The sequence below is a fragment of the Trueperella bialowiezensis genome, from assembly GCF_900637955.1.
In the GTDB taxonomy this organism is placed as follows: Bacteria; Actinomycetota; Actinomycetes; order Actinomycetales; family Actinomycetaceae; genus Trueperella; species Trueperella bialowiezensis.
In genome coordinates this window covers 198,375-214,648 of record NZ_LR134476.1, presented here as the reverse complement: position 1 = coordinate 214,648, position 16,274 = coordinate 198,375, and the positions used below count along the sequence as shown (strand labels likewise).

General features: G+C 57.9%; 16 protein-coding genes. 12 read left to right on the top strand and 4 right to left on the bottom strand.

Annotation, left to right across the window (positions count from 1 at the left end; translation table 11 throughout):
* The first annotated feature begins 99 nt into the window (after positions 1–99).
* From EL234_RS00985 to EL234_RS00970, 4 genes are all read left to right on the top strand, one after another.
* A complete protein-coding gene (locus tag EL234_RS00985; protein ID WP_126415717.1) occupies positions 100–294 on the top strand; it encodes a DUF7455 domain-containing protein in 195 nt (64 codons plus the stop codon).
* 114 nt (positions 295–408) lie between these two features.
* Positions 409–2,520 carry a DNA gyrase/topoisomerase IV subunit B gene (locus tag EL234_RS00980; RefSeq protein ID WP_126415716.1) on the top strand — a complete coding sequence of 704 codons (2,112 nt, stop codon included), beginning with the start codon at positions 409–411 and terminating at the stop codon, positions 2,518–2,520.
* Between the two features lie 33 nt (positions 2,521–2,553).
* A complete protein-coding gene (locus tag EL234_RS00975) occupies positions 2,554–3,588 on the top strand; it encodes a GNAT family N-acetyltransferase (protein WP_126415715.1) in 1,035 nt (344 codons plus the stop codon).
* Positions 3,588–4,556 (top strand): GNAT family N-acetyltransferase, encoded by a 969-nt coding sequence (locus EL234_RS00970; RefSeq protein WP_126415714.1) that lies wholly within the window; start codon positions 3,588–3,590, stop codon positions 4,554–4,556. Before EL234_RS00975 ends, EL234_RS00970 begins: the two co-directional genes overlap by 1 nt.
* 12 nt (positions 4,557–4,568) lie before the next feature.
* Here the strand turns inward: EL234_RS00970 and EL234_RS00965 are convergent, their stop codons facing one another.
* Complete coding sequence (locus tag EL234_RS00965) at positions 4,569–6,974, bottom strand: DNA gyrase/topoisomerase IV subunit A (protein WP_126415713.1); 2,406 nt, start codon at positions 6,972–6,974, stop codon at positions 4,569–4,571.
* A 111-nt stretch (positions 6,975–7,085) separates the two neighbouring features.
* Here EL234_RS00965 and EL234_RS00960 point away from each other — a divergent pair, with 111 nt between their 5' ends.
* Together EL234_RS00960 and EL234_RS00955 are read left to right on the top strand one after the other, a co-directional pair.
* Positions 7,086–7,643, top strand: coding sequence for a DUF5998 family protein (locus tag EL234_RS00960; RefSeq protein ID WP_126415712.1), 558 nt, complete (start codon positions 7,086–7,088; stop codon positions 7,641–7,643).
* Positions 7,640–8,752: an alkaline phosphatase family protein gene (locus EL234_RS00955; RefSeq protein WP_126415711.1), complete on the top strand. Its 1,113-nt coding sequence runs from the start codon at positions 7,640–7,642 to the stop codon at positions 8,750–8,752. Before EL234_RS00960 ends, EL234_RS00955 begins: the two co-directional genes overlap by 4 nt.
* 6 nt (positions 8,753–8,758) lie before the next feature.
* Here EL234_RS00955 and sepH read toward each other — a convergent pair whose 3' ends face one another.
* Positions 8,759–9,805, bottom strand: a complete 1,047-nt coding sequence (sepH, locus tag EL234_RS00950; RefSeq protein WP_126415710.1) for a septation protein SepH — start codon at positions 9,803–9,805, stop codon at positions 8,759–8,761.
* A 177-nt stretch (positions 9,806–9,982) separates the two neighbouring features.
* On the opposite strand from sepH, the gene EL234_RS00945 reads away from it, so the two are divergent.
* From EL234_RS00945 to EL234_RS00930, 4 genes are read left to right on the top strand one after another with little or no spacing between them, the layout of a single operon-like run.
* Complete coding sequence (locus EL234_RS00945) at positions 9,983–10,282, top strand: DUF4193 domain-containing protein (RefSeq protein ID WP_126415709.1); 300 nt, start codon at positions 9,983–9,985, stop codon at positions 10,280–10,282.
* A 16-nt stretch (positions 10,283–10,298) separates the two neighbouring features.
* Complete coding sequence (locus EL234_RS00940) at positions 10,299–10,940, top strand: DUF3710 domain-containing protein (RefSeq protein WP_206750438.1); 642 nt, start codon at positions 10,299–10,301, stop codon at positions 10,938–10,940.
* A 9-nt stretch (positions 10,941–10,949) separates the two neighbouring features.
* Positions 10,950–11,207, top strand: coding sequence for a single stranded DNA-binding domain-containing protein (locus EL234_RS00935; protein WP_126415707.1), 258 nt, complete (start codon positions 10,950–10,952; stop codon positions 11,205–11,207).
* A complete protein-coding gene (locus tag EL234_RS00930) occupies positions 11,191–11,901 on the top strand; it encodes a DUF3159 domain-containing protein (protein WP_241969030.1) in 711 nt (236 codons plus the stop codon). Before EL234_RS00935 ends, EL234_RS00930 begins: the two co-directional genes overlap by 17 nt.
* Here the strand turns inward: EL234_RS00930 and EL234_RS00925 are convergent.
* Both EL234_RS00925 and EL234_RS00920 read right to left on the bottom strand, forming a co-directional pair.
* The gene (locus EL234_RS00925) at positions 11,807–12,502 is read right to left on the bottom strand and encodes a potassium channel family protein (protein WP_126415706.1); all 696 of its coding nucleotides are present in this window, start codon (positions 12,500–12,502) and stop codon (positions 11,807–11,809) included. The genes EL234_RS00930 and EL234_RS00925 overlap by 95 nt on opposite strands.
* A complete protein-coding gene (locus EL234_RS00920) occupies positions 12,499–13,167 on the bottom strand; it encodes a potassium channel family protein (protein ID WP_126415705.1) in 669 nt (222 codons plus the stop codon). The genes EL234_RS00925 and EL234_RS00920 overlap by 4 nt, the downstream gene beginning before the upstream one ends.
* A 111-nt stretch (positions 13,168–13,278) precedes the next feature.
* On the opposite strand from EL234_RS00920, the gene EL234_RS00915 reads away from it, so the two are divergent.
* Positions 13,279–15,006 carry an APC family permease gene (locus tag EL234_RS00915; RefSeq protein ID WP_126415704.1) on the top strand — a complete coding sequence of 576 codons (1,728 nt, stop codon included), beginning with the start codon at positions 13,279–13,281 and terminating at the stop codon, positions 15,004–15,006.
* Positions 15,003–16,205, top strand: a complete 1,203-nt coding sequence (locus tag EL234_RS00910) for a class I SAM-dependent RNA methyltransferase (RefSeq protein WP_126415703.1) — start codon at positions 15,003–15,005, stop codon at positions 16,203–16,205. The genes EL234_RS00915 and EL234_RS00910 overlap by 4 nt, the downstream gene beginning before the upstream one ends.
* The last annotated feature ends 69 nt before the right edge of the window (positions 16,206–16,274 follow it).

Genomic DNA, 16,274 nt, shown 5'->3' with positions numbered 1-16,274 from the left:
CATTGTCTCATAGCCGGGCGGCAACCTAACTATTTTGCCGGGGGCGAACCACCATGAGATGTGCGGAATTATTTTGTGCTTTCATGCTTTGATCATGGTGTGAACAGAATAATTGAAGCACCAGTATTGACAGCCGCTGATCGTTGCGATGCCTGTAACGCGCAGGCCTTCGTGCGTGTTGCGCTTGTATCGGGCAACCTGTTTTTCTGCGCTCACCACGCGCGCAAGCACATGCCCAAACTCAAGAAGGTGGCTCTGAGCATCGTTGACGAAACGGGGCAGCTCGCTCAGTAACCACATGTCACATCAGGCGTGGGGTGCTGGTCGCCCCCATTTTCATTTCCATTGTGGTGAGCACCCCGAGTGCACTTCACCGATTTCCGCGCCGTTTCGGGCTAGCATTCTTGCGTGTCAACTTCGCAACAACAGGAATATACCGCCCGCCATCTGTCCGTCTTAGAAGGGCTTGAGGCGGTCCGTAAACGACCCGGAATGTATATCGGATCCACTGATTCTCGGGGCCTCATGCACTGCCTGTGGGAAATCATTGACAACTCTGTTGACGAAGCTACAGAGGGGCACGCAACAAAAATCACGGTGACCCTGTTTGCTGACGGCTCGGTTGAAGTGAGCGACGACGGGCGTGGCATCCCTGTTGATGAAGTTCCGGGAACGGGCGCGTCCGGCGTCGAAGTGGTGTACACGAAACTGCACGCTGGTGGAAAGTTTGACGGCTCGATGTACGGAACAGCCGGCGGTTTGCACGGTGTGGGAGCCTCGGTTGTTAACGCGCTGTCGGCACGGCTTGATGTTGCTGTACGGCGAGACGGCAAAGTGTGGGAAATGTCGTTCCGCAGGGGCGAACCAGGTGAGTTCACTGACAAGGGCCCGGCCACGCCTGATTCGCCATTTACCGCCTTTAGTACGCATTCGCAGCTGCGGGTCACGGGTAAAGTGCCGCGCAAGTCCACCGGCACCACGGTGCGATACTGGGCAGATCCGGAAATCTTTCCAGCCGACACCGAGTTCAACTACGACCACCTTGTTGAGCGGGCTCGCGAAAAAGCGTTCCTTGTGCCCGGGTTAGAGATTGTGATTCGCGACGAACGCGATTCATCTGAGGCTGTTGAAGAGGTTTTTAAGTACGATGGCGGAGTCGTTGACTTTGTGGACCACCTCGCCACGGATGCGCCCGTCACTCGCACGATGCATATCACAGGTTCGGGCACGTTTACTGAAACAGTGCAAGAGCTCGATAAGAAATCGGGACACCTGACACCGCGCGAAGTGGAGCGTACATGCGACGTCGATATTGCGTTGCGGTGGGGCACTGGCTATGACACGCGTGAGGAAACGTTCGTCAATATTATTGCCACGCCCAAGGGCGGCACTCACTTGGCAGGTTTTGAAGCAGGTCTAGTGAAGACGGTGCGCGGCCAGATTAATGCCAGATCACGCCAACTCAAAGTGACTGCGCGCGATCCACGGATCGAAAAGGACGACATTCTAGCGGGCCTGACCGCCGTCGTCGCGGTGCGTTTCCCGGAGCCACAATTTGAAGGGCAGACAAAAGAGGTGCTTGGCACGGCGCCGATTCGCGGTATTGTGTCGAAGGTCGTCGAAGAGGGCCTAACCAAAGAGCTGACCTCAACTAAGAGGGACGCACGTACGGAAAACCTGCGCGTGTTAGAAAAGATTGTCGCGGAAATGCGTGCCCGTGTTGCAGCGCGCACGCAAAAAGAGATTTCCCGGAGGAAGAACGCGCTCGAAACGTCCACCCTTCCGGCCAAGCTTGCCGACTGCCGGTCTGAAGAGATCGACAAAACCGAACTGTTCATCGTAGAGGGCGATTCTGCTTTGGGTACGGCCAAACTTGCGCGGGATTCTGATTTCCAAGCGTTACTGCCAATCCGGGGCAAGATTCTCAACGTGCAAAAGGCATCACCAGCGGACATCTTGAAAAATCAGGAAGTATCGTCGATTATCCAAGTCGTGGGAGCTGGCTCTGGGCGCACTTTCGACCTAGATGCGGCACGATACGGCAAGATCATTTTCATGACGGACGCCGATGTGGACGGCGCACATATCCGCACGCTCCTGCTCACGCTGTTCTTCCGCTACATGCGTCCGCTCGTGGAAGCAGGCAGAGTGTACGCTGCCGTGCCGCCACTACACCGCATCGAAGTCGCCGGGCGTGGCGGAAAGAAGAGCGAGTATATCTACTCCTATTCGGATGCGGAACTAAACCAGATTCTTGCCCGGCTTAAGAGGCAGGGCAAGAGCTACAAAGAACCGATACAGCGGTATAAGGGTCTTGGTGAGATGGATGCCGATCAGCTTGCAGAAACCACGATGAATCCGCAGCGGCGCACATTGCGCCGAATCTGCCTCGAAGACGAAGAATCCTTGCGCTATGCGGAAGAAACATTCGAACTGCTCATGGGATCAGAAGTCGCGCCGAGGAAAGACTTCATTATCGAGGGTGCACATGACATTTCGCGCGACCAGATTGACGCATAGGGCACGCATCGAAGGTTAGGTACACTGGAGAGCATGCACACGGGCAAGTATTTAGGACGATCGCTAGAGCAGCGCCTGGCTGCTCCTCGCGAGCTCATGTTGCCCAGCCCCCATCTGGGATTAACGTGGAGGCCGCTCGACGTCGACGATCTTGACCCCGTCCGCGAACTCATTGACGATTCGGCGGACCCGCGGATATCGGATGAACCTCGCCTAAGTACGCTCATCACACCCCACGTGGCAAATGATTCCCAGAACTCCGCGGACTTCGCCAGCCTGGGCGGCTGGGATTCAGCAGGCACACTTCAAGCGTTCGGCCTTGTGGTCATCAAACCACATCCACTCACAGAACTGCAGGCCGATATTTTCGGCCTTATCCGCCCCCAGTGGCGGGGGCGTGGTATTGGGCGGGCGCTGCTGGAATGGCAAGATGGGCGGGCGCGCCAACTCATGCTCGCACAAGGCCGTGACCTGCCGGCGTCGATACGCAGTAAAGTACACGCAGACAACATGGGTAGGCGCAGGCTGCTCACCGCAGGCGGGTTCTCTCCGCAAACCAGTTGGGCGATGATGGATCTTGACCTTGAGACCAAGCACAAGTCGATGGCCGAATCTGCTCGCACACGGCTCAGGCAACGCGGAATGGAACTGCGCCGGCTTGACGAATCTGATGGCGATGAAGTGCGCCGCCTTCACAACCGGTTGGCGATGGTGATGGAACGTCGCCAGCCACTGACCGAAGACGAATGGGAAAAACGGCTTTCAGAATCAGACCCGTACACGTCCGCAATTTTGACCGACGGCGAACACCTCGTCGGCTATTCACTGTGCGTGGTTGATCATCATCTGGCGCGTATGCGTGTCACCTCCTATGGGATTGACCGCGGTTTTCGCCAGCAAGGTAACGGCACCGACCTCCTGCTTTCTCAAGTGGGCATTGCGCTACGGCGCGAATATCGTACGGTGCGCGTGCCCGTCGTGTCCGCAACAGCCTCCCTTGCACCGGTGCTGACCGAATACGGTTTTCATGAAGGGCAGGCCGAGATTCTTTATACAATCGATATCTGATGAGTGTTTCACCGTGGCAATGGCAACCTCTCACGGCGTCGGACGCGCCGGAGATTCTCGATCTGATATCCCGAATCGAGGATTCTGATAACGCACCGATTCGCACCACGCGCGGCGAAGTTGAGTCGTATTTCCATGCGTCTCACGAATGGCGTGCACAGGGAGCATGGGTGGACGGCGAGCTCGTGGCCTTCGGCCTTGCTCGAATGCCGCTATCTGTTTTAGCCATGCCGATCACGATATCTGGTGGGGTTGCTCCACAGTGGCGAGCGCGCGGACTGGGTAAAGATCTTTTGGATCGCCAGTTACATGCGGCACGCAGACTGGCGGATATCGCGGGAACTGACGAAGCGGCCGTGCACATGTATGCGGAAAGCTCGCAGTCAGGGCTTCTCGAACTTGCGCAAAGTATCGGATTCGAACACCATTCACAGTTCATACAAATGCGCCGCAGCCTCGATGAGCCATTGACTAACTCGGCAGAGTCCACCTACGTGCAGATCGTCAAGCTTACCGAGGAATGGATGAAACCTGCTCGCAAAACACACAATCGGGTGTTTTCCCAGTCTGCACCTCCTACATGGACGAAACTGAATACCGAAGCTTGGAATGCGCGCATGGAAACAATGGAACGCGACTGGTGCCTCGTCGCTCTCGACACCTTCGGTGATCGACCGCGCCTAGCTGGATACTTACTGGCCTCGCGTTTTTCTTCCGATATTTCTACAGACGGTCCGCTTGATGATGAAGGCTACGTCGAAGAAATCGTGGTCGCACCCCAATGGCGAGGGATGAACATTGCTCGCACACTGATCTATTCGGCAATTGAACGTTTCCGCGCGGCGGGCCTGTCCTACATTGGTTTGGACGTGAATGTGGACGCAGAAAACTCGGATCTGGTGACTCTTTTTGAGCACTTTGGGTTTTCGCAGATTTCGAAAACCTACATCCTTGCCACCACAGTTTAGAGCTGGCGCGGGCTACCCAATCGCGTGAACGACGCTCGATAATTGCTCCCCGGAACCATCTCTGCGTTCGTCGACGTCGGGAAGCTGCACGGGCTTGCCGCGCTGGCCTGTGGCACGGGTAGGCATTTCGCCCACCCAAGCGAGCTGTAGCATGTCTTCTCCGGTGAGGAACCTGTGTGCACGTACTCCGCCTGTTGCTCGGCCTTTCGAGGGGAAGCGGTCGATCGGAGTAACTTTCGCTGTGCCCGGCACGGCTCCCGGAATCGAACCGCTTGAGCCGGCGATCGTGACAACAGCATGCCCGGCAAGATCATTGGATGGTACGACGCCGAACGCGATGACTCGCGCGTCGTCGGCAAGGCGAATGCCGGCAACACCTTGCCCTGCGGGCCCTTGCGGGCGGACGTCGCCAGCGCTGAAGCGCAAGAGTTGAGCATTCGATGTTACGAGCACAATCTGATCGTCGTCGCCCGCTGGCATCGCACCGATCACGCGGTCGCCGTCAGCAAGCTTAATAATGCTCAGCGCACCTTTTTCTGGAATATCGGGCTTGACGCGTTTGATCTTCCCGCCGGCAGTGGCGACGCCGAGTACAGGTGCGTCCTCGCCAAGAGGAACGAGACCGACGACGGATGCTCCCTTACCCATGAGGATGAGTTCACTCACCGGTGCACCACCGCTCAAACTGGGGGCAGTTTCGGTGGCAGGAATCGCCGGGATGTCAGCCACGTCGAGACGCAGCACGGCGCCGTCCGAGGTCACCACGCCCACCTGAGCAAGATTGGTAGTTGCCACTTTGGACCGCACCGTGTCGTGTGCCGCACGTGGGCCGGTACGTGCCGGTTCGACGTCGCTTCCAATGCGGGCAATGAGCCCGTCAGCAGAGAGCACCACCCAGCACGGATCGTCCGTGAGCTTGGCCCCCGTCCGGGAGGACGATGCAACGACGTCAGACTCTAACAGTACAGTTCTGCGGGGTGTGCCGAACTCACGGGAGACCTGTGCGAGCTCATCAGACACGAGGGCTCTCAGGCGGACATCGGATTCCAAAATCTCGGTGAGCTGGGCAATGGTGTCCAACAACTCGGAGCGTTCTGATTCGAGTTCGATCTGACTAAACTTCGTTAGTCTGCGAAGCCGTAGCTCAAGAATGTACTCGGCTTGCAGTTCACTCAGGTCGAACACTTTCATGAGCCGATCTTTAGCGATCGCAGAATCATCGGATGAGCGGATGACGGCGATGACCTCGTCAATATCGAGAATCGCGATGAGCAAGCCTTCAACAAGGTGGAGGCGGTCTTTGGCCTTGTTGAGCCGGAAGTTCGTCCGCCGGCGAGTCACCTCAAGGCGGTGGTCCAAAAAGACCTGTAGCAGTTCTTTCAGGCCGAGCGTGCGGGGTTCGCCATCAACCAGGGCCACGTTATTAATACCGAAAGACTCTTCTAAGGGCGTGTACTTGTACAGATCTGCAAGTACGGCTTCCGGGTCGAAGGAATTCTTCACTTCGATGACCAGGCGTGTCCCATGATGCCGATCGGTCAGATTCTGAACTCCAGAAATACCCTGGAGCTTCTTGTTGTGGACCCCGTCCTTGATCTTGTCGATCACCTTTTCAGGACCGACGAGGTAGGGCAGTTCAGTAAAAATAATGCCCTTCTTGCGCGCCGAAATGTTTTCAATATGGGCCGTAGCGCGCGTGCGGAAAATCCCGCGGCCGGTTTCGTAGGCTTGGCGGACCCCGTCTAAACCAACGATTTTTCCGCCTTCGGGCAGGTCAGGGCCGGGAATGTAGCGCATGAGATCTTCCAGTGAGGCATCCGGGTTGTCGAGCAGGAAGCGTGCGCCGGCAACAACCTCGGTCAGGTTGTGGGGAGCCATATTCGTGGCCATGCCGACGGCAATGCCTGAAGAACCGTTGACAAGCAGGTTTGGGATGGCAGCGGGAAGAACCTCCGGCTGCATGTACGTGTTGTCATAGTTGGGCACCATGTCGACGACATCTTCGTCTAGCGACGCCGTCATCGCCAGTGCAGCCGGAGCCAACCGTACTTCGGTGTAACGCGGGGCTGCCGGCCCGTCGTCGAGCGAACCGAAGTTTCCGTGCCCGTCCACCATCGGCAGGCGCATCGTAAACGGCTGTGCAAGGCGGACCGTTGCGTCGTAAATCGCCGTGTCGCCATGAGGGTGGAGGCGGCCCATGACATCACCGATCACGCGCGAAGATTTCACGTGACCCTTATCCGGGCGCAAACCCATCCGATCCATCTGGAACAGGATGCGGCGCTGTACCGGTTTCAGGCCGTCACGCGCGTCGGGAAGTGCGCGAGCGTAGATAACCGAATACGAATATTCGAGAAAGGACGTGCGCATTTCTTTCGACACGTCAATATCGACAACCTGCTCTTTGGTCTTCGCCATTGTTCTATTATCCGAGGTCTTACCGTCGATTTCGGGCAGGAAGGCGCCGTGTTGGCCGTGAGATTGGTGACCTCCGGTCGCTAAAGTCTGCCATTTTGAGACAATGGACTAATGATTGATGTGCGTTCGGAATTTGATAGGGCTTTAACCAGCCTTGTATCGCCTGAATCACCTGTACTTCACGACGTGTACCGTGCCGTTGGCTCGCAGACTATTCAAACGTTTTATGTCCGTCCCGAAACGGTGTTTGATGCGGATTCGGTCTACGACCGCATCGTGGCTTTCGTGGTTACCGATAGCCGTCTGGTGCTCGTGTATTCAGATACGAACTATGAAATGGACACCCGTGGCGAATACGTGACGACCACCCAGTCAATTCCGCTCCACACGATAAAAGACCACCAGATTATTCGCCGTCGCAAGTTCGAGGGTGAACGAGTGGGGGAGTTGAATTCGATCCTTATTCGTCTGCGGTGGGGCACGTCGTATAACTACGATGTCCAGCCGGGTGCGTGTGAGGATCCGACGTGCACGAACGACCACGGCTACATCGGGGTCGTGACGAACGAGGATTTCCAAATTTATCTCGATCGGCACACGGACGAAGCGTATTTCAAAGCCGGAGTGGCCTTCATTGAATCCCTTGAGTCCATTTTGGGGCGTCGGTGAGCCTGGAAGCGAAGCTCGCCGGGGCAGTATTGCCGGCGTCGCGCAACCTATCTGGAGTGCTCCCTAGTGCGCTGGCTGCAATAGGTGCGCCGGAAGGGCAGAAGGTTTTCGATTTTCCTGCCGCCTCACGAGCGTGTGTGGTTCTGGCTGACGGCCTAGGTTTCCATCAGCTTCATGGCCGTATTGGGCACGCCCCGAACTTGCGCGCATTCGGGGTTGATAACTTTATTACCACGGTCGCGCCGTCGACCACCGCGGCCGGCATTACCGCATTCGGCACGGGCCAGCTTCCAGGGACCACGGCGATGGCAGGTTATTCTCTGCGCGTCCCGAACAGCTCAACGACTTTCAACCTCATTTCGTGGGATCACCCGGATCTGAATCCGGCCACTTGGCAACGCCAGCCCACCCTGTTTGAACGCTCCAGTGCGGACCTCGTGAAGATCCAACCGAAAAAGTATGTGGATTCTGGGCTTACGCTTGCCGCACTGCGCGGTGGCCGTACGGCGGTTGCGCAGAGTCTTCCTTCGCGTGTTGACGCTGCTGTCGACGAGCTTGCACAGGGAGCAGACCTCGTTTACCTCTATTGGGATCGCATCGATTCGGTCGGCCATCGCTCGGGGTGGACATCCCCGCAGTGGACAGCCGAATTAGAGTTTTTTGACGCCGAATTTGGGCGCCTTCTTAGCATGCTTCCCGCAGATACGCTCGTGATTGTGACCGCCGATCACGGAATGGTCGATACTACCGAGCAGGTTGACATTCGGGACTTCGACGATCTTGCCACAGGTGTCGACGTCGTTGCCGGTGAATCACGCGCAGTCCAGGTGTACACGGACACGCCCGACGAGGTCGCAGACCGCTGGGCTCACTTCTTCGGCGACGACGCCTGGGTTGTCACAAAGACCGAGGTCATAGAGTCGGGTATGTTCGGCACGGTGAACGAATTTACTCGCGCCGCCATCGGGGACGTGTTCGCTTTCGCCAAGGGCGGGCTCGCTATTGTCGATTCACAGTTCCAATCGCCCGGCGCACTGAGCCTCGTTGGAGTACACGGCTCGCTGACCGACCAGGAGATGCACATCCCGCTGGCGGTCGGGCTCGTGTAGGGGTTCCTACCTGTCTTTCGAATAGCCGAACACGATCTCATCCCATGACGGCATGGCAGGCCGATCCCGGCGCCCCTTCTTTTTCTTCGCCTTACCCTTTTCTTGCTGGGCATTCTCAAGCGTTTCTTTATCCACAACGCCCGGGATTTCTTGCTGATCAGATGCGGGCTCGCCTTCGTTGCTGGGTAGCTCTAACACGGTTGCGTCAGTGGCTGCTTCCGGCTCTGAATGTGCTGGGTGCGCACCTGCGAATTCCGGCTCGTCGGCGTCGTCTGGCATGGGCTGAGATGTGCCCCGCTTCGAATTAAGTGAAGCGAGCATCGAATCGATATCGACAGGGTTCGACGTCGACACCGGCTGGGCATCGAGTGCAGAAATCTTATCCGCACTCGGCTGCGTAGACTCTTCTTTCGTGGCCGAGTCACCGCGGGCTTCGCCTGCACCGGCAACAGATTCGGACGTAGGTGCAACCGACGACGCCGGAGCGCGCCACGGATCAGCAGGTATCTGACTTTCCGTGAGCCGCTTCGCTTCGTCATTACGTGCATGCAGAGTCTGCGCCTTCGTGTCGACGTTCCACAGGGCCGTGTGTTCCCGACCCTCACTGGGGTAGCGCGCGGCAAGAGTCCACATTTCGCCCTTGTCGCGGTACGCGTCCCACGTCACCGCCGTCGCATCAACCTGGCGAGCAACCAAGCGGGAGGTCACGAGTTCCTCGAGAGTCATTCCACCCACGTCTTGGCCCAGCCGGTACGAACGGGCCAACTGGGCGGTGTATTCACGTTCCGCGAAAATGGGGAAGGCCAGACCTTTGAGCTGGCTGGGCGGAAGTGATGAGATTTCCGATACTTCAGCAATCGACAGACCCGCTCTAAAATGCGCCTGAATCTCCCGTGGCGTAATGGGTTTTGGTTCGGCGTCGTCGCTCGAAATATCGGTGCGTAGCGCAGCGCGAAGCTCGTCAGTAATCGGCAACACGTAGCGGTTGCCTTCGGAGTCGTTGAGACTAAGCTGTTGCCCGTCCGTCAACCCCAGCAGTTCGAGCTCGATCATATGTTTCCTCCTACGCTACTTTCTCAAGGGTGCCATCTACACGCCGATAAAGGTGCATAAAAGCTGGCGTGTTGCCATATAGCAAGTATCTCACTAATTCTTCTATGTGGGATGTGTTGTCAAATCTGCGCAGCTTTGGTACAAAGACCATGAAGATTTATCGATCAAGGGATGAACATGGCTACAGATTACGATGCGCCACGCAAGCAGGACGAAGAGCTGAAAGAAGACTCGCTCACCCAGCTCAAAGCGCGCAGCAATGACCATCAGTCGAGCTCTGTGGATGAAGACGAGGTTGAGGCCGCCGAGGGTTTTGAACTTCCGGGAGCCGACCTGTCCAATGTTGAACTGTCAGTCGCGGTCGTTCCCGCGCAAGATGACGAGTTCACGTGCTCACAGTGTTTCCTTGTTCATCACAGATCTCAGCTAGCCTACGAGGAGGGCGGCTTGCCCGTCTGCGCGGATTGCGGATCGTAGAGGGAGTTTGACAATCGTGTGGTTTTTCCGGAAGAAAAAGACATCCGTTCCAGCTGAGACCGAAGACGCCGAGCAAGGCGCCGCGTCAGAAGTTGAGACGCCGGCGCCCACCACTGGTCCGTGGGATAGTGGTGACATCGACGACGTCGGCGATCGCCTCGACGCCGGTTCGCTGTGGATTCCTATCGTTCCGGAAGCCTCACTCCAGTTTTCTTTAGACAAGGCACGCAAGCAGGTGCTGAGCGTGGTTTACGTCAAAGACGGGTCCGCGCTCCAATTGCAGGCGTTCGCAGCGCCCAGGTCGCGAGGCATTTGGGACGACGTTCGTGGAGACATGCGCACGTCAATCGCCAACCAGGGCGGTTCTTCTCAGGAGGTAACCGGCCCCTTTGGTGCAGAATTACAGGCTCAGATGCCCATTCCGAATTCGAAAAACTTCGCACCGCACAGGTTTATTGGGATTGATGGGCCAAGGTGGCTGCTACGCGTCACGATCTACGGGAAGGCGGGCTCTGACGAAGCTGCCGCAGGCGAGCTACTCGACATCGTGAAAGATGTTGTTGTGCACCGCGGGCAAACCCCGCATCCACCTCGCGAATTGTTGCCGCTTGAGATGCCGGACAAGGTGAAGAAGCACCAGCAAGCTGGCAGTGAGTAGTTAGTACACATGCGTGAAAAGTCGGTGCTCACTGGAGCGGTTCGTGCTATCACCTATCCAGGCGTGGGCACTCCGGCACGGCTACATATCAGGTTACAAACAGCACGTGGAATTATCAGCCTGATCTTCCTATCCCGGGAAACGATCGAATGTATCGATATTGGTTCGCAACTGACCGTGACCGGCACGTTGACCACGCACCGGGCAATACCAACAATGTTCAATCCGAGCTACGTCGTCGAGGACTCCCATGAGCAACAACAATGAGCAGGCCCCTGTAGGGTTGCGTGCCATCATCGAAGAAGACTTCAACCTGATGGATGCCGTGGGCGGCCCGCGTGGTGTGGTTGAGTCGGTGGTTCCCACGCTCGTGTTCCTCGTGTTGTACACGATCACGAACGAACTCAACATGCCGCTCGCTATCTCGGTGGGTTCCTCGCTCGTTCTTATCGCTATCCGGGCTATTCAACGTATTCCCGTTTTGCCGGCGCTCGGCGGCCTGTTCGCTATCGCGCTGTCTGCTTTTATCGCGTGGCGTAGCGGGCAGGCGGCAAACTTTTTCGTGTGGGGGCTCGTCACGAACGCGGCCTACCTGGCAGGCTTGCTGATTTCGCTTGCGCTGCGTTGGCCAGCACTCGGCCTGCTCATTGGATTTTTGCGCGGTGACGCGACCGGTTGGCGGCGGGGCACCAGCCCGGAGGCGATCATCACCCGGCGTAGATATACGCAGATCACGTGGATGTGGGTGGCGCTGTTTGCGGCGCGCCTGACCGCTCAACTGCCGCTCTATCTTGCCAACGCCACGGAGGCGCTGGGCGTGGCACGGCTTTTTATGGGTGTGCCACTGTTCGCGCTTATCGCATGGTTTACGTGGATGATGGTGCGAAGTCTTCCGCCTGCGGACTTTGCAGCAGATCTTCAATCACACCAACATCCGGACCAGCCTGAGGACCCACAATAAAAATCAGTTGATCTGCGGCCTCGATACTCATATCCGGTGCGGCCGCGAGCGGCACGCCGTCGCGAATAATTGTTGTGATGACGATATCGGGCGGCAGCGTGTAGCTACCTAGAGGCGCACGGGTTATCTCAGATCCGGGAGCAACGGTACCCTGATACAGGCTGGCGCCGGATTGGAACTGCATTCGGCGCACGAGCCGGCCGGTGGTAATCGCTTCTTCGATGATTTCGGACATGATGTGCGGTGTTGACACGGCGACGTCGACACCCCACGTCTCATCGAACAACCACGCGTTGGCCTGATGTGAGACTCGAGCGATGACTCGTGGTACGCCGAATTCGGTTTTGGCGAGCAGGGATATGACAAGGTTCGCCTTGTCGTCACCGGTTGTTGCGACGACGGCGTCGGCACCGCCGGCCCCCGCGGCGGTCAGCGTGTGGACGTCGCAGGCGTCGCCGAGCACCCAGTCTGCCTGCGGTACGGAAGCCACTCGCATGGCCTCATGCTTCACGTCGATGATTGTGACGTGGTGGCCGTCGGCTGTCATGTCTTTTGCGACGAGCCGCCCAACCGATCCGGCGCCTGCGATGAGAATGTTCATCTTTGTTCTTCTTCCAGCGGGTGATTACAGATGCGTTGAACAGTCTGCGCTCCTGACATGTGGGCGATGAGCCGCAGCTCGTCGCCGTCTTGGATGACCGTGTCTGCTTGGGGTAGGAGAGCGGTGAGTTCGCGCGTGATGTAAGCACATCGTGCCCCCGTAATCCGTTCCACGTCGCTCACTGTTGCGCCGTACCATGATTCGTGGAGGTCGACGTAAAACACTGCGGCCCCTGTTGCCGAATCGACGTGTTCGATGTGCGGGCCGTGGGCGATGAGCTTGCGCATTGCCTGTTCTGTCGACCACGGGATAGGGACGACGACGTCGATCCCCATTTTCGAATAGACGGCGGCACGTTCAGAATCGTAAATCCGTGCGACGACGTTGCTCAGACCGAATGTTTCACGTACCACGCGCGCGGCGATGATATTCGAGTTGTCGCCACTCGAAACCGCTGCGAAACCGGCGGCTTCCTCGATGCCTGCTTGGCGGAGAATATCGCGTTCAAAACCGGTTCCGGTGACCTGCTGGCCACTAAACGATTGCGGCAACTTGGAAAACGCGCGTGCGTTGTGATCAATGACAGCCACCGAGTGGCCAAGGTCTTCCAATCCCACTGCGAGGCTGACCCCGAGACGCCCGCAACCCATAATGACAAAATGCACGTTATAGACGCTACCCCAATTCAAAATAAAGCGTAACCTTTCATTGTGTTCTTTTTAAGGTCGCGGGATAATTCGCACTCGGTTGCCAGTGCGTTTTCTACTGTTGTCCTGATGGCAGTGATCGTGCCCCAGATCGTTTTGCGTGCGATGTCATATTCGCAAAGATCGACCGGCGCCCTTGTGGCGCTCGTTGTTGGCTTCATCACCACCACCGCAGCCTTGTGGTTTAGCCGGAGAATGGGCGAGCAGGCTCCCCGCAGACCTTCCCACCAACTTGCCGAACGTAACATTGCACGCTGGGCGGCATTCTTGGTGGCGGCAGCCCGTATTTTCGCCTATTCACTGCTCATCATTTTGGGCATCGAGCTTGCGGTTACTGCGGTGGAAACCGTGACGTCGATTTCGTGGGGAGCGTGGCTTGATCCGATTCTTATTTTGGTGGTGGCCGTACCCGCGCTACTCGGGTGGGCACGCAAACCACGGCTGATCATGCTGTGTGCTGGCTTAGCCCTGATCATGCTTGGCGCTCTGCTCGTCTACGGGCTCGTTCAAGAGGCGATCGGGGCGATCGACTTCGAAAACATTAGGCTGGCGCGCAAGGAAGCCTACTCCACCCCAGGAGTCTATGATGACGCGTGGCCGTTCGTTGAAGCTGCTGTCGGGGGAGCGGCACTGGGCGCGGTAGCCTCGTTGATCAGCGAACGTATTTTGGATCCGCAGCAAAACCGATGGGTTCCGGCTAAAACAATGGCGCGCTTAATGGCGGTGGCTTTCCTTGCGGTTGCAGTCACGCTGTACTTCGTGGTCGCGCTGAAAATGCCCGGGCACCGGGTTGCGATCCCATCGCTGTCCATGGCATACGCGTTCTTTGGGCCTGGACTGCAAGCAGTGCTCGCGGCCGTCTATGCGCTACTTGGCTTGTGCGTGGCGAGCGCATCTTACGGGCAACTGCCGCGCCTGCTTCGCGAACTCGCCTTAGATGGCCTGCTACCACGGCGTCTGCAGGCTGCCGACGCCGTCATGCCGCGCCGGCTCATCATCGCCACAATCAGTGTGCTCGCCGCAGTTGTCACGCTCGTCCTTGATTCGACGAGGTCGGTATCTTTAGTTTTCGTGCTCACGATGTACATCGTGGTCGCCATGACATGCCTAGCCATGGTGGCACGCGCTCGCCGGACACTCCAGGTCTCAGTCGATTCCGTGCAGCGCAAGCAAGCTCGGGTAAACGCGTGGGCATTTGGCGCATACGCGCTACTTGCGATCACGGTGGTGATCGCGGTGATCATAGCCCGGCCCAAATGGGCGTTTTACGGCAGCGCCGCCCTGCTCGTGCCGGTCATCTTCCTCATGACCTACGCGCGCGGGCAAGATAAGCGGGAAGCCCAGCTCGAACTGGCCTCAATATCCGCCGGCCGTACACTCCCTACCCGCGTACACGGCGTCGTCATCATTGAAAGGGTGGACGAGGCGGCGATCCAGGCCGTCACGTGGGCGCGTGCGCTACGGCTGTCCTCGCTCACCGCGATAGCGGTCGACGTGAACCCCGCTCAAACGGACCAGATTCGCACGGCGTGGAAAGAAGCCATGATCCCGGTGGATCTCACTATTTTGGGCGAGCCGCAAGGGGCGTTGCGTGGCCCGGTCATTGAATATGTGCGAGCAAGGCTCGCTGAACATCCTCGTGACCTCATCCAAATCATTGTTCCGCGCGTGATCTCAACGAGTGTGTGGGATCGTTTCTTCTTGCACCATTCCACGCCGCGCGTCATCTCCTCGCTACGGCACGAGCCGGGTGTGCTCATCAGTGAAGCTCCGTACAGGTTGGGAGACGACGATTGAGAGTTCGGATTGACGACATCGGACACGGCGGGGTCGGGGTTGGGCGGATTGACGACCGAGTGATCTTCGTTCGCGGCGCTATCCCAGGTGAGCTCGTCGACGTCGCCATCACGGATAAGCGTGCGAAATTCTTGCGCGGTGTTGTACGAGACGTGATTGAGCCAAGCCCTGATCGCGTTGACCATCCTTGGCCAGACGGGCAAGCCGGGCGGGTGGGTGCCGCCGATTTCGGCCATATTCGCCTTACCGGTCAGCGTGAGCTCAAATCTGCGGTGATTAAGCAGGCAGTCCGACGTATCGGGGGTGAGGCGCTTGCGGACATGGTGAGTGGGCACGATCTTGGCGTGCGCGCCGTGGACGAGGGCGATGGGTGGCATAGCCGCACGAGGTTCGACGTCGTCAAAATGGAACGCGGTGTTGGCATGTACGCCGAAAAGACGAACACTCTCGTGCCGATCTCGTCCGTGCCGCTTGCTGTGCGCGATCTTGAACAACTCGACCTGTTCGGAACCTCTTGGGATGAGGCGATCAAGCCGGGAGAAAGGATCAAAGCTGTGGCTCCGGCGTCGGGCCCAAACGTCGTTGTGGCTGGCGGGCGCGTGTGGTCAGCTCCGGGGCGCGACGCCGCCGACCACGTCCAGGAACGTGCGTATACAGGCGAGGAGATCGTCGACTACCAGGTGAGCGCGGCCGGCTTTTGGCAAATTCACCACCGCGCCCCATCTGCGTTGTTAAGCGAAGTTCTACGCGGCAGCGACGTTGGGCCCGGAGACCACGTTGCTGAGCTGTTTTCGGGTGCAGGGCTATTTACTGTGCCGCTTGCTCGCCGTGTGGGGCCTAGCGGCAGCGTACGAGCATATGAAGGTTCAGCCCGAGCGGTTGCGGATGCCAACGTGAACCTTGATGGCATGCCGTGGGCGAGCGCGCGCCAGCGCAGGATTGACGCGACCATAGCGAAAGAGCTGACGGGGGCAGACGTCGTCGTCGCTGATCCGCCGCGAGCCGGGCTTGGAGCCCAAACTGCGGATGCGCTGGGTGCCTTGCCGGCACGAAAAATTGTTCTGGTGTCGTGTGATCCGGCCGCGATGGCTCGAGACGTGGCACAATTGGTTGCAAGCGGCAGGGAGATTGAGTCCATCGTGGCACTTGATATTTTCCCGCATACTCATCACGTTGAAGTGATTTGCGTGTTGAGGTGACATCACGGCGTAAGCCTGATATCTTAATGTCAAGATAACTTGTTCGGCGGCAAGCTTTCGAAGGAGAAC